Below are 25222 nucleotides of genomic sequence, written 5' to 3'. Positions count from 1 at the left end.
CTCCCCCCGCAAATGGGGGGGATCATGTCCTTGGAAATCGTGGCCCGCGAAGGGCTTGTGCTGCTGGGCTGCGGCAAGATGGGCACCGCGCTGCTGGCCGGCTGGCTGAAGGCCGGGCTGCCTCCGGGCGCCTTCTGGGTGATCGAGCCGAACCCGTCCGACTGGCTGCGCGCCAGTGGCGTGCATCTGAACGAAGGCGTGCCGCCCGCGCCCGGCGTGGCCGTGCTGGCGGTGAAGCCCCAGATGATGGGGTCCGCCTTGCCCGCGCTGCAAGCTCTGGGGAATGGGCGGACGCTGTTCGTGTCGATTGCGGCCGGAACGACCATCGCCAGTTTTCAGGCGGTGCTGGGCGACCACACCCCCCTCGTGCGCGCGATGCCCAACACCCCCGCCATGGTTGGCCGCGGCATCACCGGCATCTGCGCCAACACGCACGCCGGGGCCGATGGCCTGGCGGTGGCCCGCGCCCTGATGCAGGCGGTGGGTCAGGTGGTTGACCTGGAGGGCGAGCACCAGATCGACGCGGTGACGGCGCTTTCGGGCGGCGGGCCGGCCTATGTGTTCCACCTGATCGAGGCGATGGCGGTGGCCGGCGTGGCGGCGGGTCTGTCGGAAACGGTGTCGATGCAGCTGGCCCGCGCCACGGTCTGCGGGGCGGGGGAACTGGCGTTCCGCTCGTCCGAGACGGCGGCGCAACTGCGCATCAACGTCACCTCGCCGGGGGGGACCACGGCCGAGGGGCTGAAGGTGCTGATGGACCCGGAAACCGGCTTTCCGGCGCTGCTGACCCGGGCCGTCGCGGCGGCGGCGGCGCGCGGGCGGGAGTTGGGCAAGTGATCTCGTATGACGACTTCGCCAGGGTCGACATCCGCGTCGGCCGCATCGTTCAGGCCGAACCCTTCCCCGAGGCGAGAAAGCCCGCCTACAGGCTGTGGGTCGATTTCGGCGGCGATCTGGGGGTGAAGAAGTCCTCCGCCCAGATCACGAAACACTATGATTTGCAGGGCCTTGTGGGCCGGCAGGTGCTGGCCGTGGTGAACTTTCCGCCGCGCCAGATCGGGCCGGTGAAGTCCGAGGTTCTGGTCTTGGGCGTGCCGGATGAGGCGGGCGAGGTGGTATTGCTGACGCCGGGGCACGAGGTGCCTTTGGGCGGGCGGATGTTCTGATGCGCCTCTTGGTCACCCGCCGCCTGCCCGACCGGGTTCTGGAGGCCGCGAAGGCGCGGTTCGAAGTGGTGCTCCGGGACCGGACCGATGCTCTGACGGCCGACGAGTTGCGGGCGGCCCTGCGCGACTTCGACCTGGTTCTGCCGACACTGGGAGACCGGTTTTCGGCCGCGGTCTTTGCCGATGTGCCGGCGCCGCGGGCGCGGCTCCTGGCGAATTTCGGAGTGGGTTACAACCACATCGACGTGGCGGCGGCGCGGGCGGCGGGGGTGGCGGTGACCAATACTCCGGGCGCGGTGACCGATGCCACGGCGGATATCGCGGTGGCGCTGATCCTGATGACGGCGCGGCGGTTGGGGGAAGGCGAGCGGCTTTTGCGCGCCGGGCGGTGGACGGGCTGGCATCCGGTGCAGATGCTGGGCACGCATGTTTCCGGAAAGACCTTGGGACTCATCGGCTTCGGGCGCATTGGTCAGGCGATTGCGCGGCGCTGCCATTTCGGCTTCGGGATGGAGGTTATCTTTCATAACCGGTCCGAGGTCACAGTGGATTTCCCGGCGCGGCAAGTGGGAATGGCCGAGGCGATGGCGGCGGATTTCGTGGTGGTGGCGGTGCCGGGGGGACCGGCCACGCATCATCTGATCGACGCCAACGCCTTGGGAACCATGAAGAAATCCGGCATCTTCGTGAACATCTCGCGGGGCGATGTGGTGGACGAGTCGGCGCTGGTGGCGGCCCTGGCCGAGGGGCGGATCACGGGGGCGGGGCTGGACGTCTATGAGTTCGAGCCGGAGGTGCCGGAGGGGCTGAAGGCCCTGGAGAACGTGACCCTGCTGCCGCATCTGGGCACCGCCTGTCTGGAGGTGCGCGAGGCGATGGGGCTGATGGCGGTGGGCAATCTGATCGCCTTCGCGGACGGGCGCGTGCCGCCCAACCTGTTGGTTCCATGATCATTTCCCGCGCCCGCCGGTTCATCTTCGTGCATGTCCCGAAGACCGGGGGGACGGCCTTGAGCCTGGCCCTGGAGGCACGGGCCGCCAAGGACGATGTGCTGATCGGCGACACGCCGAAGGCGCGGGCCCGGGCGGGGCGGTGGAAGGGGGTCAAGGCGGCGGGGCGGGTGTGGAAACACAGCACGCTGGCGGATGTGGTCGGGCTGGTCAGCCTTGAGGAAATCGAGCGTCTCCAGGTGGTTACGCTGGTCCGCAACCCCTGGGATCGGGCTGTCAGCTATTATCACTGGCTGCGGGGGCAAAGCTTTGCGCACCCTGCTGTCGGGTTGGCGAAGACGCATGACTTCAGCGGCTTCCTGAACCATCCGCAGACCGTTGCGGCGTTCCGGTTGTGGCCTTACGGGGCCTATGTGCGGCGGCCCGACGGCGAGGAAAACCCCTGTCTTTTCATACGCCTGGAGAGCTTCGCCAAGGAAGCGGTGCCGTTCGAGGCGCATCTGGGGTTCCGGCTGGCGCTGCCCCGGGTGAACGAAAGCGACCGGGCGCGGGACTGGCGGCCCTACTACAGCCCGGCGGATGCGGCGCTGGTGGCCGAAGTCTGCGGCGAGGACATTGCGCGGTTCGGGTATCGCTTCGATCCCTGAGCGGCACAGGGATTGCACCGCGTCTGGGCGACGTATGGCTGACGCATGGCAGACAGCCATACGTCAGCAAACGCCTCAGGCCGCCTGTTTGCCGGCGCCGAACCGGCCATAGAAGGTGTCGCCCTTGTCGGCCATTTCCAGCAGAAGCCGGGGCGCGTGGAAGCGGGGGCCGAACTGGGCGGTAAGGCCGCGGCAGATGTCCACCGCGCGCTTCGCACCGATCATGTCAAGCCAGGAGAACGGCCCGCCCGACCAGGGCGCGAAGCCCCAACCGAGGATGGCGCCGACATCGCCTTCGCGGATGTCGGTGAGGACGCCTTCCTCCAGCGCGCGGACGGCCTCAAGCACCTGGGCGAACAGCAGGCGGTGCTGCACGTCGGTGAGGGAGGGCTGCGCTTTGTCGAGCGGGTATTTCGGGCCCAGGCCGTCCCAGAGGCCGAGGCGGTCGCCTTTTTCGGAATAGGCGTAGAAGCCTGCATTGGCCTTGCGGCCGAGGCGGCCCTGGTCGGCCAGCCAGAACAGCACCTCGTCCACCGCGCCATCGGGGTAATCGGCGCCCATGGCGGCCCGGGTCGCCCTGGCGATCTTCACCCCAAGATCGATCGAGGTTTCATCGACCAGTTGCAGCGGGCCCAAGGGCATGCCGACCAGTTTGGCGGCGTTTTCCACCAGCGCCGGTTCCACCCCTTCGGCCACCATGCGGATGCCCTCGTTGATGTAGGGGATGATGCAGCGGTTGGCATAGAAGAACCGCGCGTCGTTGACGACGATCGGGGTCTTGCGGATGGCGCGGACGAAGTCGAGGGCCTTGGCGACCGCGCGGGGGCCGGTCTCTTTGCCCCGGATGATCTCGACCAGATTCATCTTGTCGACGGGCGAGAAGAAGTGGATGCCGATGAACTGTTCGGGGCGGGCCGAGGCTTTCGCCAGGCCCGAAATCGGCAGCGTCGAGGTATTGGTGGCGAAGATGGCGTCGGGGCCGGCGGCGGCCTCGGCCTTCCGGGTGACCTCGGCCTTGACCTTGGGATCTTCGAACACGGCTTCGACGATGAGGTCGACGCCTTGCAGGGCGGCGTAGTCGGTGGTCGCGGTGATGCGGGCCAGCACCTCGGCCTTCTTCTCGGCCGTGACCTTGCCGCGCTTCACCCCCTTGTCGAGCAGGGCTTCGGAATGGGCTTTGCCGCGGTCGGCGGCCTCTTGCGTGCTGTCGATCAGCACCACCTCGATGCCCGCGAGGGCCGAGACATAGGCAATGCCGGCGCCCATCATGCCGGCGCCAAGGACGCCGAGCTTGCGCACCGACTGGTCGTCGATGGCCGGGCGGTTGGCGCCTTTCTCAAGCGCCTCCTTGTTGATGAACAGCGCGCGGATCATCGCCGACGACGACGGGTTCATCAGCACGCTGGTGAAGTGGCGGGCCTCGATCTTCAGCGCGGTGTCGAAGGGCACAAGTGCGCCCTCGTAGACGGCGGCGAGCAGCGCCTTGGCCGCCGGATAGACGCCCATGGTCTTGCCCAGCACCATGGCAGAGGCACCGACGAAGGTCATGAAGCCGGCCGGGTGGTAGGGCGCGCCGCCGGGCATCTTGTAGCCCTTGGCGTCCCAGGTTTTCACCAGATCGGCGTCGCTGGCGGCCAGAACCCAGGCCCTTGCGGCGGCCAGCAGGTCTTCGGGCGCGACGACCTCGTCGATCAGGCCGGCGGATTTGGCATCCCTGGGCGACGACAGCTTGCCCTCCAGCAGGAAGGGCGCCGCCATCATCGCGCCCAGCTTGCGGGCCAGCCGGGTGGTGCCACCGGCGCCGGGGAAGATGCCGACCATGATCTCGGGCAGGCCGATCTTGGCCTTGGGGTTGTCGGCGGCAAAGATGCGGTGGCAGGACAGCGGCAGTTCCAGGCCGATGCCAAGGGCGGTGCCGGGAAGTGCTGCGGCAATGGGCTTGCCGCCCCTCAGGGTCTTGGCGTCCATCCCGGCGCGTTCGATCTTGCGTAGCACGCCGTGCATCTGCATCACACCATCGAAGATCGCCTGCGGGCCGCCCGCGCGCATCTGGGCAATGACGTTCAGGTCCATGCCGCCGGCGAAATCCTTCTTGCCGGAGGTGATGACGATGCCTTTGACGGCCGGGTCGGCCAGGGCGGCGTCGATCAGCCCGTTCAACTCGGCAAAGCCCGCAAGGGACATCACGTTCATGCTCTTGCCGGGCACGTCCCAGGTGACGGTGGTGACGCCTTGGGCATCGGTCAGGGCGGTGAAGTCGGTCATCGGGTCGTCTCCTTGGGCCAGCCGGGATAGGGGGTGCCGTCTTTGCGGGAAAAGCTGCGCAAGCCGTTGCGGCGGGAATAGTGCAGGTCGATGTCGGGGTAATGGCAGGCGTCCTCGGGCAAGCGCGTGCCGACAATGAACAGGGTGGCCGGCGCGGTGCCGTCATTGCGCAGGCAATGCGCGTTGGCCACGCCGCGGGGCCAGCAGACACAGATGCCGGGGCCGATGACCTGCGGGCCGGTGTCTTCCAGAAGGGTGACGGTGCCGTCGAGGACATAAAGGAACTCGTCTTCCTCCTCATGCCAGTGGCGTAGGCTGGTCTGCGCGCCGGGGTGAAGGATTTCGACGAAGGCGCCAAACTGGGTCAGCCCGCCGGCATCGGAGAGCGCGATGTCCTCGGCCAGGCCCAGGTCGTTCCAGGGCGGCGGGTAGGTGTTGCCGGCGACTTCGGCCGCAACGCTGCCGGCGCGCAGGAGGTTCGGGTGCTGTGTGCCGTCGAAGCGGCGGCCCCAGGGCGCGGGCAGGTCCAGCAGCTCGGGCGGCAGGTCGCCCTCACGCAGGACGCTGCCGTCGGTGGCGACCATCTGCCAGCGGCGGTCGCTGTTGACCAGGCGGCGGCCGTCGTCGGGGTAGGTGCAGACGTCGCCACGGGCGCGGGCGCCGACGATCAGCCAGCGGGCGGGGCTGTCGCCGCGGTTGGTCAGGTGGTGGGCGTTGGGGTCGCCGTGGCGCCAGCACAACGCATCGCCGGGGGCAAGGTCGGTCATGCCGTGGTCATCGCGCAGAGTGGCCTGGCCGGACAGGAGGAAAAGGAATTCGTCTTCGGCCGAGTGCCAGTGGCGGTGGCTGGACCAGGCGCCCGGCGCAAGGGTGTCGAGATAGGCACCGAACTGCGTCAGCCCGCCGGCGACCGACAGGTGCAGGGTGTGCAGCCCGTGGTCCTGGCTGGTGGGCGCGGTGGCGGGGTCGACGATCATCGGCGGTGTCCTTTCGCGGCAGGCTCAGGCGTCCAGCGCCAGGCTGCCAAGGCCAGGCAACTGGGCGGCCTTGCTGCCGAACAGCGCGGCTTCGGGGATCGGCCATTCCGCGGCCTGCAGCGGATAGCCCGCCTCGGAGAACAGCCAGACCTCGCCGCGCCGGACCAGCACCTGGCGGGCGGCGTGCGGGGCGGCGATGCGCTCTCCGTCGGCGATCATGTGGGTGAAGTGCCAGCCTTCGATGCGGTCGGGCCGCTGAAACAAGGCGTCGCGGGCGACCCGCTCGTAATGCGTGACGCCGCGGCGGGCCAGCGCGCCCGACACCATGCGGAACACCTGGTCCATCTCGTCCGCGGTCCGCAGCACGAAATCGGCCTCGGCGGTGCGCAACAGGTAGGGCAGGTCGATGCAGGCGATGTAGGCAGCGAAGTCGCCGCTCAGCACGGCGGCAGAGACCACGTCCAGCCGCGCCTGATAGATCGTCAGCGGGTTCATCGCGGCCCCTCCCAGTCCGTGCCGTCCTTGTAGGTGAACCGGGCCTGGCCCGACTCGATGGTGACCATCAGGTCCACGTCGGAATAAGTGGCAACCTCGCGCGGCGCTCTTGTGCCGACCACCAGAAAGCGCACCGGGGCGGCGCTGCGGTTGACGAAGTGGTGGCCGTTGCCGTCGTTGGCCGGGAAGGCGGCGCAATCGCCGGCGCGCATCGCGGTTTCGCCGGCGTCGTCCACCAGCACGCATTCGCCTTCGGTCACCATCACGAACTCATCCTCGTGCCGGTGCCAGTGCCGCAGACTGGACAGCGCACCGGGTGCCAGCGTCACCAGGTTCACGCCGTATTGCGACAGACCCCCGGCCTCACCCAACCGCAGCGACGTGCGGCCCTGCATCATCGACGCATAGGGCTCGGGGTAGATCGAGCCGGTCTTCACCGGCACCTTCGACAGATCAAGCTTCGGCACCTTCGTCTCCTCACGGCTGAACACCGCGGCGGCCGCAAGGGCCGCCGCGCCGTATCGCAAGCGGATGTTGGGATGTCCGGGCGATTCCGGCAATGCCGGCCATCGCCCGGTGGCGGTCAGCGCGCGGCCTTCACGCCCGGCGCCACGCGATCCCCGATGGTGAAGGGCTGGCCCCAGGACCGCGTGACCTCGATCATCTCGACGCAGATCCGGTGGCCGCGGTCGCGGCAGTAGAAGGTCGCTTCGACACCGGCTGCCGGCGCTTCGGCAGCGGTCAGGTAGGCGTAGCGCAACCAGAGCCGGAACCGCGAGCCGCGCGGAAGTTCCCGCGCAACCAGCCGCAACGCTAGGTGCGTGCAGCCCAGCGCGCGGCAGCCGGCATTGGTCGCGGTCCAGTTGTCGATCAGCCGTTGCGGGGTCATCAGTACGTCGCGGCCCTGCGATGTCAGCACCGGCAGCGGGAAATCGTAGTCCGAGACCGCCAGCAAGGGTCCGCCGTCCTGAAAGGACGCGGCCTGCCGTTCCAGAAAGGCGGTGATCTTGCACGACATGACAGAAAGGACTTGGGAAATTGCCCGGGGGTTGAGAAATAGCCCGAACTTTCGCGCATAGCGAGACGAAATCGACGCCGGAACGCCGCAAAGCGACCCTGCGTCGCTGGCTCCCGCCGGTCCCGCTGTCGATTGCCCGCATGACACCCAAGCTCAGACCCTTTCGATGATCGTCGCCGCACCCATGCCGCTGGCGATGCACAGGGTGGCCAGGCCCACGCCCTTGCCGGTGCGTTCCAACTCGTCCAGCAGGGTGCCGATGATGATGGCGCCGGTGGCGCCCAGGGGGTGGCCCAGGGCGATGGCGCCGCCGTTGGGGTTGACGCGGGCCGGGTCCACCTGGAAGGCCTGAAGGAAGCGCAGGACGACGCTTGCGAAGGCCTCGTTCACCTCGAAAAGGTCGATGTCGGCGATGGTCATGCCGGCCTCGGCCAGAATCTTTTCGGTGACCGGCACGGGGCCGGTCAGCATGATCGTCGGGTCGGTGCCGATCTTGGCGGTGGCGCGGATGCGGGCGCGCGGGGTCAGGCCATGGGCGCGGCCGAAGGCGGCGTTGCCGATCAGGATCGCGGCGGCGCCATCGACGATGCCGCTGGAATTGCCGGCATGGTGGATATGGGTGATCCGCTCAAGCTGGGGGTATTTCATCAGCGCCAGCTTGTCGAAACCGGGCATCACCTCGCCCATGTCCTTGAAGCTGGGCTTCAGGGCGGCCAGGGTTTCGGCGGTGGTCTCGGGGCGCATGTATTCGTCGCGGTCGAGGATGGTCAGGCCATTGCGGTCGCGCACCGGCACGATGGACCTTGCGAAGCGGTTTTCGGCCCAGGCCGCCGCCGCCCGGCGCTGGCTTTCCGCCGCCAGCCGGTCGGCCTGGTCGCGGGAAAACCCGAACTGCGTGGCGATCAGGTCGGCGGAAATGCCTTGCGGCACGAAGTAGGTCTTCATGGCCAGGGTCGGGTCCACCGCGATGGCGGCGCCGTCGCTGCCCATGGCGACGCGGCCCATCATTTCCACCCCGCCGGCGATATAGGCCTGCCCCGCCCCGCCGCGGATCTGGTTGGCGGCGAGGTTCACCGCCTCCATCCCGCTGGCGCAGAAGCGGTTGATCGACAGGCCGGGGATCGACTCGTCCAGCTCCGACAGCAGCACCGCGCTGCGGGCAAGGCAGCCGCCCTGTTCGCCCACCTGGGTGACATTGCCCCAGATCACGTCCTCGACCGCGTGGCCGGTCAGCCCGTTGCGGTCTTTCACGGCGTTCAGGATGCCGGCGGACAGCGCGACCGAGGTCACCTCGTGCAGCGCGCCATCGGGGCGGCCCTTGCCCCGCGGGGTGCGGACGGCGTCGTAGATGAAGGCTTCGGTCATCGGTCGTCTCCAGTGTCAGGCAAGGTCAAGGGCGTTTCCGGGCATCAGCTCGTACGGGTGGCGCCAGCCCCGAAGGGCGGCGATGCGGTCGAGCCAGCGGTCGATCTGGGGCCAGTCGGAGCGGCTGAACCCCCAGGGCTCGGGGTAGTAGAGGTAGCCGGCACAGGCGAGGTCGGCCACGGTGGGACCATCGCCACCGGCGACCCAGGGCCGCGCGGCGAGGTGGTCGTTCAGGATCGTGTAGGCCGAGTTCAGGCGGGCCTGCAGGAACGGCACCACGCCTTCGGGCACGCGGTCCTTGGCGGCGAAATTCATCAGGTAGCGGCAGGTGCCGACGGTGCCCGAAAGGCGCTGGTTGTCCCACAGCACCCAGCGCCAGACCTGCCTGGCCTCGGCCTTGGTCCGGCCGCCCAACTGCCCGGTCTGGCCGACGATGTAGTCCAGGATCATCCCCGACTGGCTGAGCGTCTCTGCCCCGTCCACCAGCACCGGCACCTCGCCCATCGGGTTCAGCTTGCGGAATTCGAGCGTGCGGGTCTCGCCGCGGAAGAAGTCGACGAAGACCGGCTGCCACGGCATGTCGGCCAGGGTCATGGCGAGGGCGCATTTGTAGGCGTTGCCGCTTTCGCCGAAGCAGTAGAGTTTCGCTGTCATTGCCGCCGTTCCTCTTGCATCCGCGGTCGAAGCGGGGGTTTCACACCCCCGCACCCCCGTGGGGTATTTTCACCAAGATGAAGCAAGCATTTGTTAACCAAGCCATCCTAGTCTCGTCATCGCGGTACAGGCTGGGGAGCCGATGACCGCCCGAGGTGAAGCCCCGTCCCGAAGCCCCGGATAGCCAAGACGGACAGTCGGGACGGGGTGAATCCTGGCCCCTTCATCTTGGCCCAAATACCCTCGCGCCGAAGGCGTCCGACATCTCAACCCGTGCGCCCGCTACCGTTTGCGATCCTCCAGTTCCGAGTTGAACAGCCTCAGCCGGTGGGTGAGGTTGTCCTTGTGCATGACACTGTCGAAGTGTTCGAAGAGGAACGACAGCGCCTCGCCTTCGTCGAGCCCGGCCTCTGTGGCAAAGCGCTTCAGCCGGCGGTAGCCGTCCTCGGTCATCGCGACGGGGAAGCGGCGGGTCAGGCGGAAACGCTTGGGCATCGGGTCCTCCGGGTCGGACGGGGCGCGAAATTCGTGCTGGGTTTCGCCGCAGCCTAGAATGCATCGGCCGGCAAGGCCATCACCGGATCGGCGCCGGTCTCGATCCGGGCCAGATGCAGCGCGCAGGCGGGCAGCTGGCGGGCCATGAAGAAGCGGCCGGTGGCGATCTTGGCCTGCAGGAACGCCGCGTCGCCGCGGCCCTCGTCCAGCGCCTGGTGGGCCGCCTTCGCCATCCGGGTCCACATCAGCCCGAGGCAGACGTGGCCGGCCAGGTGCAGGAAGTCGGTCGAGCCGGCCAGTGCGGCGTCGGGGGTCTTCATGGCATTTGCCATGAAGAACATCGCCGCCTGCTGCATCTGTTTCGAGGCGGTCTTGAGCGGTTCGGTGAAGGGCTGCATGCGGGCGTCGCCGTCGTGTGCCTTCACCTCGGACTTGACCAGGTCGAAGAAGGCCATCACCGGCTTGCCACCGTCGGCCGCCAGCTTGCGGCCCACCAGATCCAGCGCCTGCACGCCGTTGGCGCCTTCGTAGATCATCGCGATGCGGGCGTCGCGGACGAACTGGCTGACGCCGGTATCCTCGATGTAGCCATGTCCGCCGAAGACCTGCTGGGCCTGCACCGCCATCGCAAAGCCCATGTCGGTCTGGAAGCCCTTGAGCACCGGGGTCAGCAGGCTGACGATGCCGTCGGCCGTGTCGTCGCCCAGGCGATGGGCGCGGTCGATCAGGGTGGCGCCCCAGAAGGTGAAGGCGCGGGCGCCTTCGACAAAGCTTTTCTGCTCCATCAGGCTGCGGCGGATGTCGGGGTGGACGATCAGCGGGTCGGCCGGCCCGGAGGGGTTCTGCGCCCCGGTCACCGCGCGGCCCTGCAGGCGGTCGCGGGCATAGGTGGCGGCGGCCTGATAGGCGGCCTCGGCCACGGCATAGCCTTGCAGGCCCACCCCCAGCCGGGCCTCGTTCATCATGGTGAACATGGCCTTCATGCCCTTGTGCAATTCCCCCAGCAGATAGCCGGTGGCGCCTTCGTAGGCCATGACGCAGGTGGCGCTGCCGTGGATGCCCATCTTGTGTTCCACCCGCTCGGCCCGCAGGGCGTTGCGGGCGCCAAGGCTGCCGTCGGGGTTCACCAGCAGCTTCGGCACGATGAAGAGCGAGATGCCCTTGGTCCCTTCGCCACCGCCGGGGGCCTTGGCAAGGACGAGATGGACGATGTTCTCGGCCAGGTCATGCTCGCCGGCCGAGATGAAGATCTTCTGCCCGGTGATGCGGTAGCTGCCATCGGCCTGCGGCTCGGCCCGGGTGCGCATCAGGCCAAGATCGGTGCCGCATTGCGGCTCGGTCAGGTTCATGGTGCCGGTCCAGTCGCAGGACACCAGCCTGGGCACATAGGTCGCCTTCTGCGCGTCGGTGCCATGGGCAAGGATGGCCGAACAGGCGCCATGGGTCAGGCCCTGATACATGTTGAAAGCCATGTTGGCCGAGACGAAGGTCTCGTTCACCGCCGAGTGCATCAGGTAGGGCAGGCCCTGTCCGCCGAATTCGACCGGTGCATCGAGGGCGGTCCAGCCGCCCGCCCGCAAGCTGGCGAAAGCCTCGCGAAAGCCCGCCGGCGTGCGGACGACGCCGTTTTCCAGCGTGCAGCCCTCGTGATCGCCAACCGCGTTCAGCGGCGCCAGCAGGTCGGCGGCGACGCGGCCGGCCTCGGTCAGCACGGCCTCGGTAAAGCTCTCGTCCAGATCGCCGTAGCCGGGAATGTCGGCCTTCGAGACCTGCAGAACGTCATGCAGCAGGAATTGCATGTCCTTCACGGGGGCGGTGTAGCCGGGCATCTTCAGTCTCCTCCCTCGGTCTTCCGGTCGTTTTCAGGCGGCGGCGGCGCCGCCGGCCTTTTTCACCTCTGCGATCACCGCCGCGCCGGCCCGCAATTCGGCCTGCAACTCGGCAATCGCCTCGTCCAGTTCGGCGCGCTGCGCCTCCATGATCGCCAGCCGGTCCTGCGCCAGGGCATAGGTCCGCTCCATCTGCGCCAGGTTCGAGCCCTGACGGTCATAGAGGTCAAGCGTCTGGCGAATGTCCTCGAGGCTGAAACCGAAGCGCTTGCCGCGCAGGATCAGCTTCAGCCGCGCCCGGTCGCTGCGGGCATAGAGGCGCTTCATCCCGTCGCGGACAGGGCGGATCAATTCCTTCGCTTCGTAAAAGCGCAGCGTGCGGGGGGTGACATCGAAGGCGTCACACATCTGGCGGATGGTCAACAGGTCGGTCGTCTGGTCGGTCGTCTGGTCAGTCGTCGGAGCGGTCGTCGGGGCGGTCATGGCAAGCTCGCAGGCTCAGGGGTTCACTGGCGGGCCAGATGGTCCCCGTGCGGGCTGTTTACCAGTGGGGTTGACGTTGACGTCAGCGTAACGTCACGTCACGACGTCCGGTGACGTTCGGTCAGCGCTTTGGAAGCCTGTCCAGTTCCTCGACTGCGGTGGCGCGCAGGGCCTTGAGGTCGGCGATGGTGGTGTCCAGGTCGCGACGCTGGCCCTCCAGGTCGACAAGCTGGCGGTCGGCCATTTGCAGCCAGGCCTGAAGCTGCGACCGCTCGCCGGTCTTGCCGTAGATCATCAGCCACTGGCGGATTTCCTCGAGGGAAAAGCCGAAGCGGCGGCCGCGCAGGATCAGCTTCATCCGCGCCACCTCGCGCGGGCCGTAGAATCGGGCGCGGCCGTCCTTCTCGGGCGACAGCAGTTCGATGTATTCGTAATAGCGCAGGGTGCGCGGGGTCACGTCGAACTTCGCGCACATTTCCTTGAAGCTGAGGCGGGTTGCGTCGGCCATGGCGGGTCTCCCGCAAAGCAGCCTAGGGCGGCGGCGGGCGTGACGCAACGGTCGGTTGCGCCAGAGACTGCACCGGGGGTTGCACTTGCCCAAGGGGGCGGCTTTGATGCGCGCCATGGCCGAGGTTCCCGCAATTGCCCGACAGTTCATCGAAGCCCTGCCGCATGCCGCGGCCCTTGGGTTGCGGCTGGAAGAGATCGGCGACGGCCGGGCGGTGATCGCCCTGCCCTACGACACGCGGCTGATCGGTGACCCGGCGACCGGGGTGATCCATGGCGGCGCGGTGAGCGCGCTGATGGACACGGCCTCGGGCGCGTCGGTGCTGTGTCACCCGGCCGGGCCGCTCTCGACCGCCACGCTGGATCTGCGGATCGACTACATGCGGCCGGCGACCCCGGGCCAGACGATCCGGGCCCGCGCGCTGTGCCACCACATGACGCGGTCGGTGGCCTTTGTCAGCGTGGTGGCGACCGACGATGACGAAGCACGGCCGGTGGCGATGGCGAACGGGGCCTTCACCGTGGACCGGCCAAGATGAGGCGGCCAGGATGAGGCGGCGGCGATGAGCGACGCGCGCGACGAGGTCCTGCGCGGGCTGACCGAGGGCATTCCCTACCTGCGCTTCCTGGGCATCCGCTTCGACCGTGCGGGGGACGAGTTGACCGCGGTGCTGCCCTTTGCGCCGCAGCTGATCGGCAACCCGGTGCTGCCGGCCCTGCATGGCGGGGTGACGGCGGCGTTCCTTGAGGTGACGGCCATCGTCGGCCTGGTCTGGTCGGGGCTGGCCGAGGGCACGGCGGTTTCGGCCTTGCCCAAGACCATCGACCTGACGGTGGACTATCTGCGCGCCGGCCAGCCGCGCGATGCCTATGCCCGCGCCCGCATCAATCGATCGGGCCGGCGCTATGCATCGGTCCATGTCGAGGCCTGGCAGGATGACCCCGGCCGGCTGTTCGCGCAGGGGACGGGACATTTCCTGATGCCCTGACCGCGCGGTGATGCAGCGGCGCGGCGCAAGGGCGCCGCAAGCCTCTTTCCGCGTCGTCGTCTTCGCTCCTGCTCGGGCGATGGGGGCATCCTGCCCCCAAACCCCCTGGGGGTATTTTCGCCAAGATGAAGGGCAAGCAGCTTCATCTTGGTCCAAATACCCCCGCCGGAGGCATCCGCAGCCGATGCCGCGAACCCCTGCCGCGGGGCGGGCGTCGCGCCGGGGCCGGGCGACCAGGCCGGTTGCGCGCTTGCGCGCAGAGGCGCGCCAAAAGGCATGCGGCGGCCTTCGCGCCGCTCGGCTGGATCACCACAGGGGGTGTCAGGTGCGCCGGCAAGCCGCTAGAAGCAAGGGAGAGTCATGCGGGGGCTGTCCTGGCCGAGGCGAGCGAACTGACCCATGGCCGGATCTGGCGGATCGCCGGGCCGATCGTGCTGTCGAACGCCACTGTGCCCTTGCTGGGCGCGGTCGATACCGGCGTGGTGGGGCAACTGGGGCAGGCGGCACCGATCGGGGCGGTGGGGTTGGGCGCGGTGATCCTGGCCACGCTGTACTGGATCTTCGGCTTCCTGCGGATGGGCACTAGCGGTCTGGCTGCGCAGGCCCATGGCGCCGGTGACGGCGCCGAGCGGGCGGCGATCCTGTACCGGGCGCTGCTGATCGGCGCGGCGGCCGGGCTGTGCTTCATCCTGTTCCAGGCGCTGCTCTTTCAGGGCGCCTTCCGGGTCGCCCCGGCCAGCCCCGAGGTCGAGACGCTGGCCCGGCAGTATCTGTCCATCCGCATCTGGGGCGCCCCGGCGACCATCGCGCTTTATGCCGTCACCGGCTGGCTGATCGCCATCGAACGCACCCGCGGCGTGCTGGTGTTGCAGCTCTGGATGAACGGGCTGAACATCGCGCTGGACCTGTGGTTCGTGCTTGGGCTGGGCTGGGGCGTGCCGGGCGTGGCCCTCGCCACGCTGATCGCGGAATGGACCGGGCTGGCGCTGGGCCTGTGGCTGTGCCGCGGGGCCTTCGGGCCGGTCTTCGCCGCCGCCCGCGCCCGGCTGGCCGACCGGGCCGCGCTGCGGGTGATGCTGGACGTCAACCGCGACATCATGATCCGCTCGGTCCTGCTGCAGGCCAGCTTCACCACCTTCATCTTCCTTGGTGCGCGCGAGGGCGACGTCACGCTGGCCGCCAATCAGGTGCTGCTGCAGTTCCTGGGGATTACCGCCTATGCGCTGGACGGCTTTGCCTTCGCCGCCGAGACGCTGGTCGGCCAGGCCGTCGGCGCGCGGTCGGCGGCCGGGGTGCGGCGGGCCTCGCGGATGGCGATGCAGTGGGGCTTTGCCGGCGCCGGGGCGCTGGCGCTGGTCTTCGCCGCCGCCGGGCCGGCGCTGATCGACCTGATGACCACATCGCCCGAGGTGCGGGGCGAGGCGCGGATTTACCTTGCCTGGATCGTCGCGGCGCCGCTGGTAGGCAGCGCAGCCTGGACCTATGACGGCATCTACATCGGCGCCACGCTGACCCGCGCGATGCGGCAGCTGATGATCCTGTGCGTGGCCGTCTATGCCATGGCACTGGCCCTGCTGGTGCCTGTTTTCGGCAACCACGGCCTCTGGGCCGCGCTGATGGTGCTGAACGGCGCGCGCTCGGCCCTGATGTGGCGCAGCGCCCCGCAAGCCGCCGCCAAAGCCGATGCCGCGTGAGGCTTGCCTTCGCCCCGGGCCGCGGCCATGATCGCGTCCGCAAGTCCTGGGGAAGATCATGCGCAAGTTCCTGGTCGTGCTGGACGACAGCCGCGAGTGCCTGAATGCCATGCGGTTTGCCGCCTTGCGCGCCGCCCATACCGGCGGCGGCGTGACCATCCTGTCGATCATTCCGCCCGAGGAATTCCAGCACTGGATGGGCGTGGCCGACCTGATGCGGGCCGAGGCGCGCGAGCGCATCGAGGCGCATTTCGAGGTCTTCGCCAAGTGGATGCGCGACAAGCAGGGCATCAACCCGGACCTGGTGATCCGCGAGGGCGATCCGGTGGTCGAGATCCTGTCGCAGGTGAACGAAGATCCGGAGATCGGCGTGCTAGTCCTGGGTGCAGGCACCGAGAAGGCCGGCCCCGGCCCGCTGGTCACCGCCATGAGCCGCAGTTCGGGCAGCCTGCCGATCCCGGTCACTATCGTGCCGGGCGACATGTCGAAGGAACGGCTGGAGAGCATCACCTGAGTGCCCTCCGGGCGGCGACGGCCGGGCTAGGGTTTCCCCGACCCCGGATGACACAAGATTTGCTTTTCAAAGCCGCAAATCGGCGGCAGCATGCAACCAACTGCGACACGCATTCGTTTTGGAGATTGCCGGCATGCGCGCCCTTTGGACGCTGATCGCCTTCTGCCTGACCCTGGTCCTGGCCTTGCCCGATGCCGCACGGGCCCAGGGCTGGGCCGACCAGCCCTTCGACCCCGCCCCGATGAGCCGCGAGGACATCGCCACGCTGCAGGCCGCGCTGGCGTTTTCGTCCGACTACTACGGCTTCACCGACGGCATCTGGAACCCCGATGCCCAGGCGGCGCTGGAGACCTATACCCAGCGTGTCGAAGGCACCAACCGGCCGCTTTACCGCCACCTCATCAACCTGGTCATGGCGCTGGAGGATGAGCGGGTAAAGAACGGCTGGCAGCTGTTCTATTCGGAAACCACCAATACCTCCTACCTGCACCCGTTCGAGTTCCTCAAGGAAGTCGACAACCCCGACGCGGTGGAATTCCTGTCCGCCGACGAGAATTTCAGCCTCTACGTCCGCTTCAACGACTTTGCCGCCATGAAGGACATCCACGACTGGTTCATGACCAAGTCGTTGCCGGGCGCCGACCCCTACCAGTTCTCCGATGACAATCTCTGGATCACCTCGACCACCATCGAGGGCGACTATATCGCCTATGCCCGGTCCGACATGTATCAGGGCAACTGGTCCACGGTCTCGATCGTGCTGTCGCCCGACTACTTTCCGCAGTTGAACCTGCTGGCGGCCAGCATGACCAAGGGCGGTAGCCCGGCCACGCTGATCTGGACCGAAGGCGGGGTGATCGACCAGTTGATCAACGGCGATTCCGGCGGCGCCGCCCCGACGCCCAAGGTCGCCTCGAACGACCCCAAGGATCAGGTGATGCGGCCGATGCCGCCCGGCGTCGATGCGCCGCCGCTGCCGTCGATGCCCGAGCCGGTCGATGTGGCCGACGCAACCCCGGTGCCAGCCCCGGCCCCGCCCGCGCTGGGCACGCCCAGCCCGTCGCCTGCTCCGGCGCCTGCGCCAGCCCCGGCACCCGCCCCGTCTCCGTCTCCGGCCCCGTCTCCGGCCCCGTCTCCGACGCCGTCTCCGGGCGGCCTTGGCGTTGCGAACCCCGGCCCGGCCCCGATCCGGGCGCCCGGCACCGGCGCCGAACCGGCGGTGCCCCCCGGCACGGCCGTCGCACCCGCGCCAGAGCCGCCGAAGCAGAAGATCACCGGCACGCTCAAGGGATCGGGCACGGGCTTCTACATTGCGCCCACCATGCTGGTCACCGCCGCGCATGTGATCGAAGGCTGCGGCGCCGTCGCCATGATCGACGGCACCCCGCTTGACGTGGTGGCCGCCGACAGTTCGCTGGACATCGCGGTGCTGGCCGGTGCCACCGATGCGGGCGCCTGGCTCAAGCTGTCGGCGCTTGAGGTGCCCAAGCTGGGCGAGGCCGTCACCGCGCTGGGCTATCCCTATTATACCAGCCTTGACCAGGGCCTGACCGTCACCTCCGGCAACGTCAGCGCGCTGCGCGGGGCGGATGGCTCTTCCAACCGGGTGATGATCACGGCGCCGGTGCAGCCGGGCAATTCGGGCGGGCCGCTCTTGAACAAGAAGGGCGCGGTGATCGGCGTGGTGGTCAGCCGGATCGACGATCTGGCCGTGCTGGAAGAGACCGGCAGCCTGCCGCAGAACATGAACTTTGCCGTGCCCTCGGGGCCGCTGCTGACGTTCCTGGCACAGAACCGGATCAGCCGGCCACAGGGCGACGGCAGCGGGGCCGAAATGTCGGGCGAGGTGCCCGCGGGCGTGGCCATGGCGGTGATCCCGCTGCACTGCTATCAGTAAGGGCCGCGGGGGCGCCGGCATGCAACCTGGCAATCGGCCTGCGGCCAAGGGCGGGATCGGACGAATCCTGGCCGCGGGTCGGAATTCCGCCGCAGGCCTGAGGCGGCTGTCGCGCGAGGCCGCGTTCCGGCAAGAGGCGCTGGCGGGCTTTGTGGTGTTGGGCCTGATGGCGGCCCTTGGCGCCTCGGCCGGCAAGATGCTGGGCTTTGTCGCGCTGATGTTCCTGCTGGTCGCGGTCGAGGCGCTGAACACCGCGCTTGAGGTCCTGGTTGACGAGATGTCCCCGGGCTGGGCGCAATTCGCCAAGGATGCCAAGGACCTGGGCTCGGTGGCCGTGGCCCTGGTGATGGCGGCCATCGCCGCCTATCTGCTGTGGGCCGCGTTCGCCTGACGTTGGGTCAGGCATGCTGCGGCTGCATCACGGGCATGCCGGATCGTCGGTTCCGCTGCGTTGCGGCAAAATTTATATTGCGGGCCGAGGGAGGATCCTTGTGAAGGATCTGAATGATGTCGGCCCTGAAACCCGCCCTGCGTGTCGCCAAATCCGTTGCGCCCGCCGCGGTGACCTACCACGCCGAAGAACGCGCGATGCTGCGCAGCGTCCACCTGCGGTCACTGTCCGCGCTGGACCAGATGTATGCCTACTGGGGCGCCGACCGGGTCTGACGTGCCTGCTGCAGCCGGTCTCGGGCCGATTGCGCCCTCGGCCGGTTGACTATTGCAGGCCTCGGGCGCATATCCGACTGGAATGGTCGGAGATCACCCCATGTTCATCCAGACGGAATCCACGCCGAACCCCGCCACGCTGAAATTCCTGCCGGGGCAGACCGTGCTTGAGATCGGCACCGCCGATTTCCCCGATGCCGAGGCGGCCGAGAAATCGCCGCTGGCGCGCCGCATCTTCGCCGCGGGCGGGGTGACCGGCGTGTTCTTCGGGCTGGACTTCGTGACCGTCACCAAGGCCGATGCCGTGGATTGGGCCCATATCAAGCCGCAGATCCTGGGCGCGATCATGGAGCATTACCAGTCCGGCGCGCCGGTGATGGAAAGCGAGGCCAAGGCCGCGGGCGGCCATGCCGAGCATTCCGGCGCCGACGCCGACATCGTCCGCCAGATCAAGGAACTGCTCGACACCCGGGTGCGCCCCGCCGTGGCGCAGGACGGTGGCGACATCACCTTCCACGGCTTTGACCGCGGCGTGGTCTATCTGCACATGCAGGGCGCCTGCGCCGGCTGCCCGTCCAGCACGCTGACGCTGAAGATGGGCATCGAGAACCTCTTGCGGCACTACATCCCCGAGGTGACCGAGGTTCGGCCCGTTGCGGCCTGACGCCAAACCGACCGGGCCGCTGCTGGCCTTCGACACATCGGCGGCGCATTGCGCCGCCGCTTTGTTATGGCCCGATGGCCGCTGCCTGAACCGCCTCGAACCCATGGCCAAAGGCCAGGCCGAGCGGCTGATCCCGCTGCTGGAAGAGCTGCTCACCGACACCGGCCTTGCCTGGCATGATCTGGGCGCGCTGGCGGTCGGCACCGGCCCGGGCAACTTTACCGGCGTCCGCATAGCGGTTGCCGCCGCCCGCGGGCTGGCGCTGGGGCTGGGCATTCCCGCCATCGGCGTCACCCGGCTGGAGGCGCTGGCCCAGGGCCTGCCGCGCCCGCTGCGGGTGGTCGAAGATGCCCGGCAGGGTCTCGCCTATGTGCAGGATTTCCCCGACGGCCCGGCGCAACTGCTGTCACGGCCCGACCCCTCTCCCGGCGCCGTCACCGGCAACGCGGCCGGCCCCGCCAGCCTGCCCCCGGCGATGCCGCTGGCCGAGGCCATCGCCCGCATCGCCGCCAGCCGCGCCCCCGGCCCGCGCCCGGCGCCGTTCTACCTGCGCGGCGCCGATGCGGCCCCCCCGTCCGATCCCCCTCCGGTGATCCTGCCGTGACCCCTGCCGACCTTGCCGCCCTGCACGCCCGCGCCTTCCGCACCCCTCCGCCTTGGTCGGAAACCGACTTCGCAACCCTCACCGCCGACCCGCTGGCCTTCCTGCTGGTCGAGGGCGATGCAGGGTTCCTGCTGGGCCGCGCGGTGGCCGGCGAGGCCGAACTTCTGACCGTCGCCGTTGCCCCCGAATCCCGCCGTCGCGGCCTCGGGCGCAAGCTGGTCGCCCGGTTCCTCTACCAGGCCCGGCTGCGCGGGGCGACCCGCGCCTTTCTTGAGGTCAGCGCCGAAAACCCCGCGGCACAGGCACTTTACGAATCGGCGGGCTTCGTGCCGGCAGGCCGGCGCAAGGCCTACTACGCCACGCCCGAAGGCGCCCGCGTCGATGCGCTGGTGCTGGCCCGCGACCTCTGACCTTCTGGTCAGGATTGCCGCTCCGTTCACGCGAATCCGACTTGACCCCTGCCGGGCCTTCCCGCCTAATCTGCCGCAGGAACCGCCCGCGACCGAGGCCACTCGGCGGACTGGGCGGCATTGTGGTTTATCAACCGGGAGAACACCCATGACCCTGATGAAATCCCTTGCGGGGGCAACCGCCGTTCTGGCCCTGACGGCCGGCGTCGTTGCCGCCGAGCCGGCGATCATCTTCGACCTTGGCGGCAAGTTCGACAAATCCTTCAACGAAGCCGCCTTCAACGGCGCCACCCGCTGGGCCACCGAAACCGGCGGCACCTTCAAGGAACTGGAAATGCAGGACGAGGCCCAGCGCGAACAGGCGCTGCGGCGGCTGGCCGAGGCGGGCTCGAACCCGGTGGTGATGACCGGCTTCGCCTTCGGCGACGTGCTGAACAAGGTCGCGCCCGACTTTCCGAACACCAAGTTCGCCATCATCGACATGGTGGTCGAGCAGCCGAACGTGAAGTCGGTGGTGTTCAACGAACATGAGGGCAGCTACTTGGTCGGCATGATGGCCGCGATGGCCTCGAAGACCGGCACCGTCGGCTTCATCGGCGGCATGGACATCCCGCTGATCCGCAAGTTCGGCTGCGGCTATGCCCAGGGCGTCAAGGCGGTGAACCCGGATGCGACCGTGATCCTGAACATGACCGGCACCACGCCCGCCGCCTGGAACGACCCGGTCAAGGGCGCCGAACTGGCCAAGGGGCAAAAGGCCCAAGGCGCCGACGTGATCTATGCCGCCGCCGGCGGCACCGGCGTGGGCGTGCTGCAGGCCGCGGCGGATGAAGGCATCCTGTCGATCGGCGTCGACAGCAACCAGAACTACATGCACCCCGGCAAGGTGCTGACCTCGATGGTCAAGAAGGTGGACAACGCCGTCTATGACGCCTTCAAGGAAGGCGAGGCGCTGACCCCCGGCATCAACGTCATGGGCCTGGCGAACGACGGCGTCGGCTATGCGCTGGATGAGAACAACGCCGCCCTGGTCACCGACGACATGAAGGCCAAGGTCGAAGAGGCCGCCGCCAAGATCAAGTCGGGCGAACTGGCCGTGCACGACTACATGTCCGACAACACCTGCCCGGCGGCCTCGTTCTAAGCCTGACTTTCGGCAGCCGACACAGGGCCGCGTCCTTCCCCGGGCGCGGCCCCTTTTCGCAGCCAGGACCCGGCCGGAAGGAACAGGGATGAGCGACGCCCGATACGCCATCGAGCTGAAAGGCATTTCCAAGGCCTTCGGCCCGGTGCAGGCGAACAAGGACATCAACATCGCCGTGACCCGCGGCACCATCCACGGCATCATCGGCGAGAACGGCGCCGGCAAGTCGACGCTGATGTCCATCCTCTATGGCTTCTACAGGGCCGACGCCGGCCAGATCTTCATCGGCGGCAAGCTGACCGCCATCCCCGACAGCCAAAGCGCCATCCGCGCAGGGATCGGCATGGTGTTCCAGCACTTCAAGCTGGTGCAGAACTTCACCGTGCTGGAAAACGTCGTGCTGGGGGCCGAGGACGGCGCGCTGCTCAACACCTCGCTGGCCAAGGCCCGCAAGGAACTGGAACGCCTCAGCCGCGACTACGACCTGGACGTCGACCCCGATGCGCTGATCGAAGACCTGTCGGTCGGCCACCAGCAGCGGGTGGAAATCCTCAAGGCGCTGTATCGCCAGGCCGACATCCTGATCCTCGACGAACCCACCGGCGTCCTGACCCCGGCCGAGGCCGACCATCTGTTCCGCATCCTTGAGGGCCTCAAGGCCCAGGGCAAGACCATCGTCCTGATCACCCACAAGCTGCGCGAGATCATGGAGGCGACCGACAATGTCTCGGTCATGCGCCGCGGCACCATGGTCGCCACCGTCCGCACCGCCGAAACCAGCCCCGAGGCGCTGGCCGAACTGATGGTGGGCCGCAAGGTGCTGCTTGAGGTGGACAAGGGCGCCGCCCACCCCGGCGAGGTGGTGCTCAAGGTCGAAGACCTGCGGGTCAAGGACGAACACGGCATCGAGCGGCTGAAAGGCATCAGCTTCGACATCCGCGCGGGCGAGATCCTCGGCATCGCCGGCGTCTCGGGCAATGGCCAGTCGGAACTGCTGGCCGCCCTGGGCGGCATGGCCCGCGCCACCGGCCGCGTCACCCTGAAAGGCGCCGACCTGCCGCTGTCCGGGCATGGCTCCGACGGCCAGAGCCGCCGCCGCGCCGGGATTTCGCATGTGCCCGAAGACCGCCAGCACCATGGCCTGATCCTGGATTTCACCGCCTGGGAAAACATGGCCTTCGGCTATCACAACGATCCGGACTACCAGCAGAACGCCCTGTTCATGGACAACGATGCGCTGAAGGCCGACACCGCCACCAAGATGGCGCAATACGACGTGCGCCCGCCGACCCCCGGCCTGCAGGCGAAAAGTTTCTCCGGCGGCAACCAGCAGAAACTGGTCGTCGCGCGCGAGTTCGAACAATCCCCGGCGCTGCTTCTGGTCGGCCAGCCCACCCGCGGGGTGGACATCGGCGCCATCGAGTTCATCCACAACCAGATCATCGCCCTGCGCAACAAGGGCGCCGCCGTCCTGCTGGTCAGCGTCGAGCTGGATGAGATCATGTCGCTCAGCGACCGCATCACCGTGATGTTCGACGGCCGCCTGATGGGCTACCGCGACCCCGAGACGACGAACGAACGCGACCTCGGCCTTCTGATGGCCGGCATCACCGACGACAAGGGAAAGGCCGCCTGATGGACCGCCTGCCACGCTGGGCCGACGTCGCCCTGGTGCCGCTGATCTCGCTTGTGCTGGCGGCCATCATCTCGGCCCTGGTCATCCTGGCCATCGGGCAAGACCCCTGGGAAGCAATCACCGTCATGGTCGAGGGCGCGCTGATGTCGCCCTACGGCTGGGGCTATACGCTGTATTACACCACCAGCTTCATCTTCACCGGCCTTGCCGTGACGGTGGCCTTCCACGCCAGCCTGTTCAACATCGGCGGCGAAGGGCAGGCCCAGTTGGGCGGCCTGGGCGTGGCGCTGGCCTGCCTGTTCATCCCCTGGCCGCACTGGACCATCGCCCTTCTCGCCGCCACCCTTGCCGCCGCTGTCTTCGGCGCGGCCTGGGCGGCGATCCCGGCCTACCTGCAGGCGAAACGCGGCAGCCACATCGTGATCACCACGATCATGTTCAACTACATTGCCGCCAGCCTGCTGATCTTCGTCCTGGGGGACGTGCTGCGCCCGCTGGGCCAGATGGATACGGCCACCGCGAACTTCCCCGCCGCGGCGCACCTGCCGTCCTTCAACGAGATCCCGGGCCTCAGCCTGATCTTCACCAAGGGCGTGCCGGCCAACGTCACCTTCTTCATCGCCCTGGCGGCCGCCTGGCTGGTCTGGGCGCTGTTGTGGCGCACCCGCCTCGGCTACCAGATCCGCGCCTTCGGCAAGTCGGAACCCGCCGCCCGCTACGCCGGCATCAACGCGACCAAGATCACGATGGTCGCCATGCTCTTGTCCGGCGCGCTTGCCGGCATGATGGCGATCAACAACGTGATGGGTGAGGCGGAACGGCTTGTCGGCAACTCGGCCAGCGGTGCCGGCTTCATCGGCATCGCCGTGGCGCTGATGGGCCGCAACCACCCCCTGGGCGTGGTGCTGGCGGCGCTCCTGTTCGGTTTCCTGTTCCAGGGCGGCGCCGAACTGGGGCTGTGGACGAAGATCCCCATCGAGCTGCGCACCGTGGTGCAGGGTCTGGTGATCCTGTTCACCGGGGCGCTGGACGTGATGGTGCGGATGGGGCTCGCCCGCGTGTTCGCCCTGTTCCGCAGCCCCAGACCGGCGGAGGCCGCGTGATGGACTACGCCACTCTCCTGCAGCTTCTGGACAGCACCCTGCGCCTGGCGACACCGCTGCTCTTCGCCTGTATCGCCGGGCTTTATTCCGAGCGTTCCGGCGTCTTCGACATCGGGCTGGAAGGCAAGATGCTGGTCGCCGCCATGTGTGCCGGCGCCGTGGCCTTCCTCACCGGCTCGGCCTGGGTGGGCCTTCTCGCCGGCATCGCCGGCTCGATGGCCTTCGCGCTGATCCACGGCATCACCTCGATCACCTTCCGCGGCAACCAGCTGATCGCCGGCGTGGCGCTGAACTTCCTGGCGTCCGGCCTGACGGTCCTGGCCGCGCAAAGCCTGTTCGGCCAGGGCGGCCGCACCCCGCCCCTGACCGGCGCCGCCCGCTTCGGCGAACTGACCCTGCCCTTCGCCGATGCGCTGCGCCCGGTGCCCATCCTCGGCCCGCTCTACGCCGAAGTGATCTCGGGCCACTCGGTCCTCGTCTACGCCGCCTTCGGCGTGGTCGCGCTGACCTGGTGGGTGCTCTACCGCACCCGCTTCGGCCTGCGCCTGCGGGCGGTGGGCGAGAACCCCGCCGCCGTCGACACCGCCGGCATCTCGGTCCCCCGTCTCCGCTTCACCGCCGTGCTGATCACCGGGGTCCTTTGCGGCCTCGCCGGCGCCTACATGGCCACCGCGCTGCAAGCCGGCTTCGGCAAGGAAATGACCGCCGGTCGCGGCTACATCGCCCTTGCCGCGCTGATCTTCGCCAAATGGCGCCCTGTGGCGGCCATGTGGGCCTGTCTCCTCTTCGGCTTCTTCCAGGCCCTCGCGCTGCGCCTCGACGTGGTCGAGGCCGTTATCCAGGTCAAGGTCCCGGGCGCCTTCATCGACGCCCTGCCCTACATCCTCACCGTCCTCGTCCTCGCCGGCTTCGTCGGCAAGGCCATCCCGCCCCGCGCCGGCGGAGAACCCTACGTCAAGGAACGCTGAAACCGCCCGGCTGCTTTCATCTGTCTGAAAATATCCTCTGGGGGTCCGGGGGGCGAAGCGCCCCCGGGGCCGCCCCCTTCGA

The 25222-nt window shown here is 68.4% G+C and carries 29 protein-coding genes; 18 read left to right on the top strand and 11 right to left on the bottom strand.

Annotation, left to right across the window (positions count from 1 at the left end; all coding sequences use genetic code 11):
• The first annotated feature begins 24 nt into the window (after positions 1 to 24).
• From proC to LHP98_RS14100, 4 genes are read left to right on the top strand one after another with little or no spacing between them, the layout of a single operon-like run.
• Complete coding sequence (gene proC / locus LHP98_RS14115; protein ID WP_227253183.1) at positions 25 to 837, top strand: pyrroline-5-carboxylate reductase; 813 nt, start codon at positions 25 to 27, stop codon at positions 835 to 837.
• Positions 834 to 1166 (top strand): tRNA-binding protein, encoded by a 333-nt coding sequence (locus tag LHP98_RS14110; RefSeq protein ID WP_227253182.1) that lies wholly within the window; start codon positions 834 to 836, stop codon positions 1164 to 1166. The genes proC and LHP98_RS14110 overlap by 4 nt, the downstream gene beginning before the upstream one ends.
• Positions 1166 to 2116 carry a 2-hydroxyacid dehydrogenase gene (locus LHP98_RS14105; protein WP_227253181.1) on the top strand — a complete coding sequence of 317 codons (951 nt, stop codon included), beginning with the start codon at positions 1166 to 1168 and terminating at the stop codon, positions 2114 to 2116. The genes LHP98_RS14110 and LHP98_RS14105 overlap by 1 nt, the downstream gene beginning before the upstream one ends.
• Complete coding sequence (locus LHP98_RS14100; protein WP_227253180.1) at positions 2113 to 2763, top strand: sulfotransferase domain-containing protein; 651 nt, start codon at positions 2113 to 2115, stop codon at positions 2761 to 2763. The genes LHP98_RS14105 and LHP98_RS14100 overlap by 4 nt, the downstream gene beginning before the upstream one ends.
• Before the next feature lie 75 nt (positions 2764 to 2838).
• Here LHP98_RS14100 and LHP98_RS14095 read toward each other — a convergent pair whose 3' ends face one another.
• The 11 genes from LHP98_RS14095 to LHP98_RS14045 form a co-directional block, all read right to left on the bottom strand.
• Positions 2839 to 5028 (bottom strand): 3-hydroxyacyl-CoA dehydrogenase NAD-binding domain-containing protein, encoded by a 2190-nt coding sequence (locus LHP98_RS14095; protein ID WP_227253179.1) that lies wholly within the window; start codon positions 5026 to 5028, stop codon positions 2839 to 2841.
• Positions 5025 to 6005: a cupin domain-containing protein gene (locus LHP98_RS14090; protein ID WP_227253178.1), complete on the bottom strand. Its 981-nt coding sequence runs from the start codon at positions 6003 to 6005 to the stop codon at positions 5025 to 5027. The genes LHP98_RS14095 and LHP98_RS14090 overlap by 4 nt, the downstream gene beginning before the upstream one ends.
• A 24-nt stretch (positions 6006 to 6029) precedes the next feature.
• On the bottom strand, positions 6030 to 6500 hold the full coding sequence (locus LHP98_RS14085; RefSeq protein WP_227253177.1) for a hypothetical protein: 471 nt from the start codon (positions 6498 to 6500) through the stop codon (positions 6030 to 6032).
• Positions 6497 to 6967, bottom strand: coding sequence for a cupin domain-containing protein (locus tag LHP98_RS14080; RefSeq protein WP_227253176.1), 471 nt, complete (start codon positions 6965 to 6967; stop codon positions 6497 to 6499). Before LHP98_RS14080 ends, LHP98_RS14085 begins: the two co-directional genes overlap by 4 nt.
• 116 nt (positions 6968 to 7083) lie before the next feature.
• Positions 7084 to 7518 carry a hypothetical protein gene (locus LHP98_RS14075; protein WP_227253175.1) on the bottom strand — a complete coding sequence of 145 codons (435 nt, stop codon included), beginning with the start codon at positions 7516 to 7518 and terminating at the stop codon, positions 7084 to 7086.
• Between the two features lie 153 nt (positions 7519 to 7671).
• A complete protein-coding gene (locus LHP98_RS14070) occupies positions 7672 to 8883 on the bottom strand; it encodes an acetyl-CoA C-acetyltransferase (RefSeq protein WP_227253174.1) in 1212 nt (403 codons plus the stop codon).
• Between the two features lie 15 nt (positions 8884 to 8898).
• The gene (locus LHP98_RS14065; RefSeq protein WP_227253173.1) at positions 8899 to 9537 is read right to left on the bottom strand and encodes a glutathione S-transferase family protein; all 639 of its coding nucleotides are present in this window, start codon (positions 9535 to 9537) and stop codon (positions 8899 to 8901) included.
• Between the two features lie 282 nt (positions 9538 to 9819).
• On the bottom strand, positions 9820 to 10032 hold the full coding sequence (locus LHP98_RS14060) for a hypothetical protein (protein ID WP_227253172.1): 213 nt from the start codon (positions 10030 to 10032) through the stop codon (positions 9820 to 9822).
• A 53-nt stretch (positions 10033 to 10085) separates the two neighbouring features.
• On the bottom strand, positions 10086 to 11861 hold the full coding sequence (locus tag LHP98_RS14055) for an acyl-CoA dehydrogenase C-terminal domain-containing protein (protein WP_227253171.1): 1776 nt from the start codon (positions 11859 to 11861) through the stop codon (positions 10086 to 10088).
• Between the two features lie 33 nt (positions 11862 to 11894).
• Complete coding sequence (locus LHP98_RS14050; protein ID WP_227253170.1) at positions 11895 to 12344, bottom strand: MerR family transcriptional regulator; 450 nt, start codon at positions 12342 to 12344, stop codon at positions 11895 to 11897.
• A 121-nt stretch (positions 12345 to 12465) separates the two neighbouring features.
• The gene (locus LHP98_RS14045; protein WP_227253169.1) at positions 12466 to 12852 is read right to left on the bottom strand and encodes a MerR family transcriptional regulator; all 387 of its coding nucleotides are present in this window, start codon (positions 12850 to 12852) and stop codon (positions 12466 to 12468) included.
• Between the two features lie 115 nt (positions 12853 to 12967).
• On the opposite strand from LHP98_RS14045, the gene LHP98_RS14040 reads away from it, so the two are divergent.
• From LHP98_RS14040 to LHP98_RS13975, 14 genes are all read left to right on the top strand, one after another.
• Entirely contained in the window at positions 12968 to 13390 is a 423-nt protein-coding gene (locus tag LHP98_RS14040) for a PaaI family thioesterase (protein WP_227253262.1), read from the top strand.
• A 24-nt stretch (positions 13391 to 13414) separates the two neighbouring features.
• The gene (locus LHP98_RS14035) at positions 13415 to 13840 is read left to right on the top strand and encodes a PaaI family thioesterase (RefSeq protein WP_227253168.1); all 426 of its coding nucleotides are present in this window, start codon (positions 13415 to 13417) and stop codon (positions 13838 to 13840) included.
• Between the two features lie 374 nt (positions 13841 to 14214).
• Complete coding sequence (locus tag LHP98_RS14030) at positions 14215 to 15534, top strand: MATE family efflux transporter (RefSeq protein WP_227253261.1); 1320 nt, start codon at positions 14215 to 14217, stop codon at positions 15532 to 15534.
• A 58-nt stretch (positions 15535 to 15592) separates the two neighbouring features.
• Positions 15593 to 16048 (top strand): universal stress protein, encoded by a 456-nt coding sequence (locus LHP98_RS14025; protein WP_227253167.1) that lies wholly within the window; start codon positions 15593 to 15595, stop codon positions 16046 to 16048.
• A 133-nt stretch (positions 16049 to 16181) separates the two neighbouring features.
• Positions 16182 to 17945, top strand: coding sequence for a S1C family serine protease (locus tag LHP98_RS19495; protein ID WP_264473791.1), 1764 nt, complete (start codon positions 16182 to 16184; stop codon positions 17943 to 17945).
• A gap of 19 nt (positions 17946 to 17964) precedes the next feature.
• Positions 17965 to 18336: a diacylglycerol kinase gene (locus tag LHP98_RS14015; RefSeq protein ID WP_227253166.1), complete on the top strand. Its 372-nt coding sequence runs from the start codon at positions 17965 to 17967 to the stop codon at positions 18334 to 18336.
• A gap of 113 nt (positions 18337 to 18449) precedes the next feature.
• Positions 18450 to 18611 (top strand): hypothetical protein, encoded by a 162-nt coding sequence (locus LHP98_RS14010; RefSeq protein WP_227253165.1) that lies wholly within the window; start codon positions 18450 to 18452, stop codon positions 18609 to 18611.
• A 100-nt stretch (positions 18612 to 18711) separates the two neighbouring features.
• The gene (locus LHP98_RS14005) at positions 18712 to 19275 is read left to right on the top strand and encodes a NifU family protein (protein WP_227253164.1); all 564 of its coding nucleotides are present in this window, start codon (positions 18712 to 18714) and stop codon (positions 19273 to 19275) included.
• The gene (gene tsaB, locus LHP98_RS14000) at positions 19265 to 19879 is read left to right on the top strand and encodes a tRNA (adenosine(37)-N6)-threonylcarbamoyltransferase complex dimerization subunit type 1 TsaB (protein WP_227253163.1); all 615 of its coding nucleotides are present in this window, start codon (positions 19265 to 19267) and stop codon (positions 19877 to 19879) included. Before LHP98_RS14005 ends, tsaB begins: the two co-directional genes overlap by 11 nt.
• A complete protein-coding gene (gene rimI, locus LHP98_RS13995; protein WP_227253162.1) occupies positions 19876 to 20289 on the top strand; it encodes a ribosomal protein S18-alanine N-acetyltransferase in 414 nt (137 codons plus the stop codon). Before tsaB ends, rimI begins: the two co-directional genes overlap by 4 nt.
• Before the next feature lie 148 nt (positions 20290 to 20437).
• A complete protein-coding gene (locus LHP98_RS13990; protein WP_227253161.1) occupies positions 20438 to 21433 on the top strand; it encodes a BMP family lipoprotein in 996 nt (331 codons plus the stop codon).
• Positions 21434 to 21521: 88 nt separating this feature from the next.
• Positions 21522 to 23069 carry an ABC transporter ATP-binding protein gene (locus LHP98_RS13985; RefSeq protein WP_227253160.1) on the top strand — a complete coding sequence of 516 codons (1548 nt, stop codon included), beginning with the start codon at positions 21522 to 21524 and terminating at the stop codon, positions 23067 to 23069.
• Complete coding sequence (locus LHP98_RS13980) at positions 23069 to 24172, top strand: ABC transporter permease (RefSeq protein WP_227253159.1); 1104 nt, start codon at positions 23069 to 23071, stop codon at positions 24170 to 24172. Before LHP98_RS13985 ends, LHP98_RS13980 begins: the two co-directional genes overlap by 1 nt.
• Entirely contained in the window at positions 24172 to 25140 is a 969-nt protein-coding gene (locus LHP98_RS13975; RefSeq protein ID WP_227253158.1) for an ABC transporter permease, read from the top strand. The genes LHP98_RS13980 and LHP98_RS13975 overlap by 1 nt, the downstream gene beginning before the upstream one ends.
• Positions 25141 to 25222: the final 82 nt, after the last annotated feature.

The sequence above is a fragment of the Rhodobacter sp. Har01 genome (genome assembly GCF_020564565.1).
Lineage (GTDB): Bacteria > Pseudomonadota > Alphaproteobacteria > Rhodobacterales > Rhodobacteraceae > Pseudogemmobacter.
This window is presented reverse-complemented; position numbering and strand designations above follow the sequence as displayed.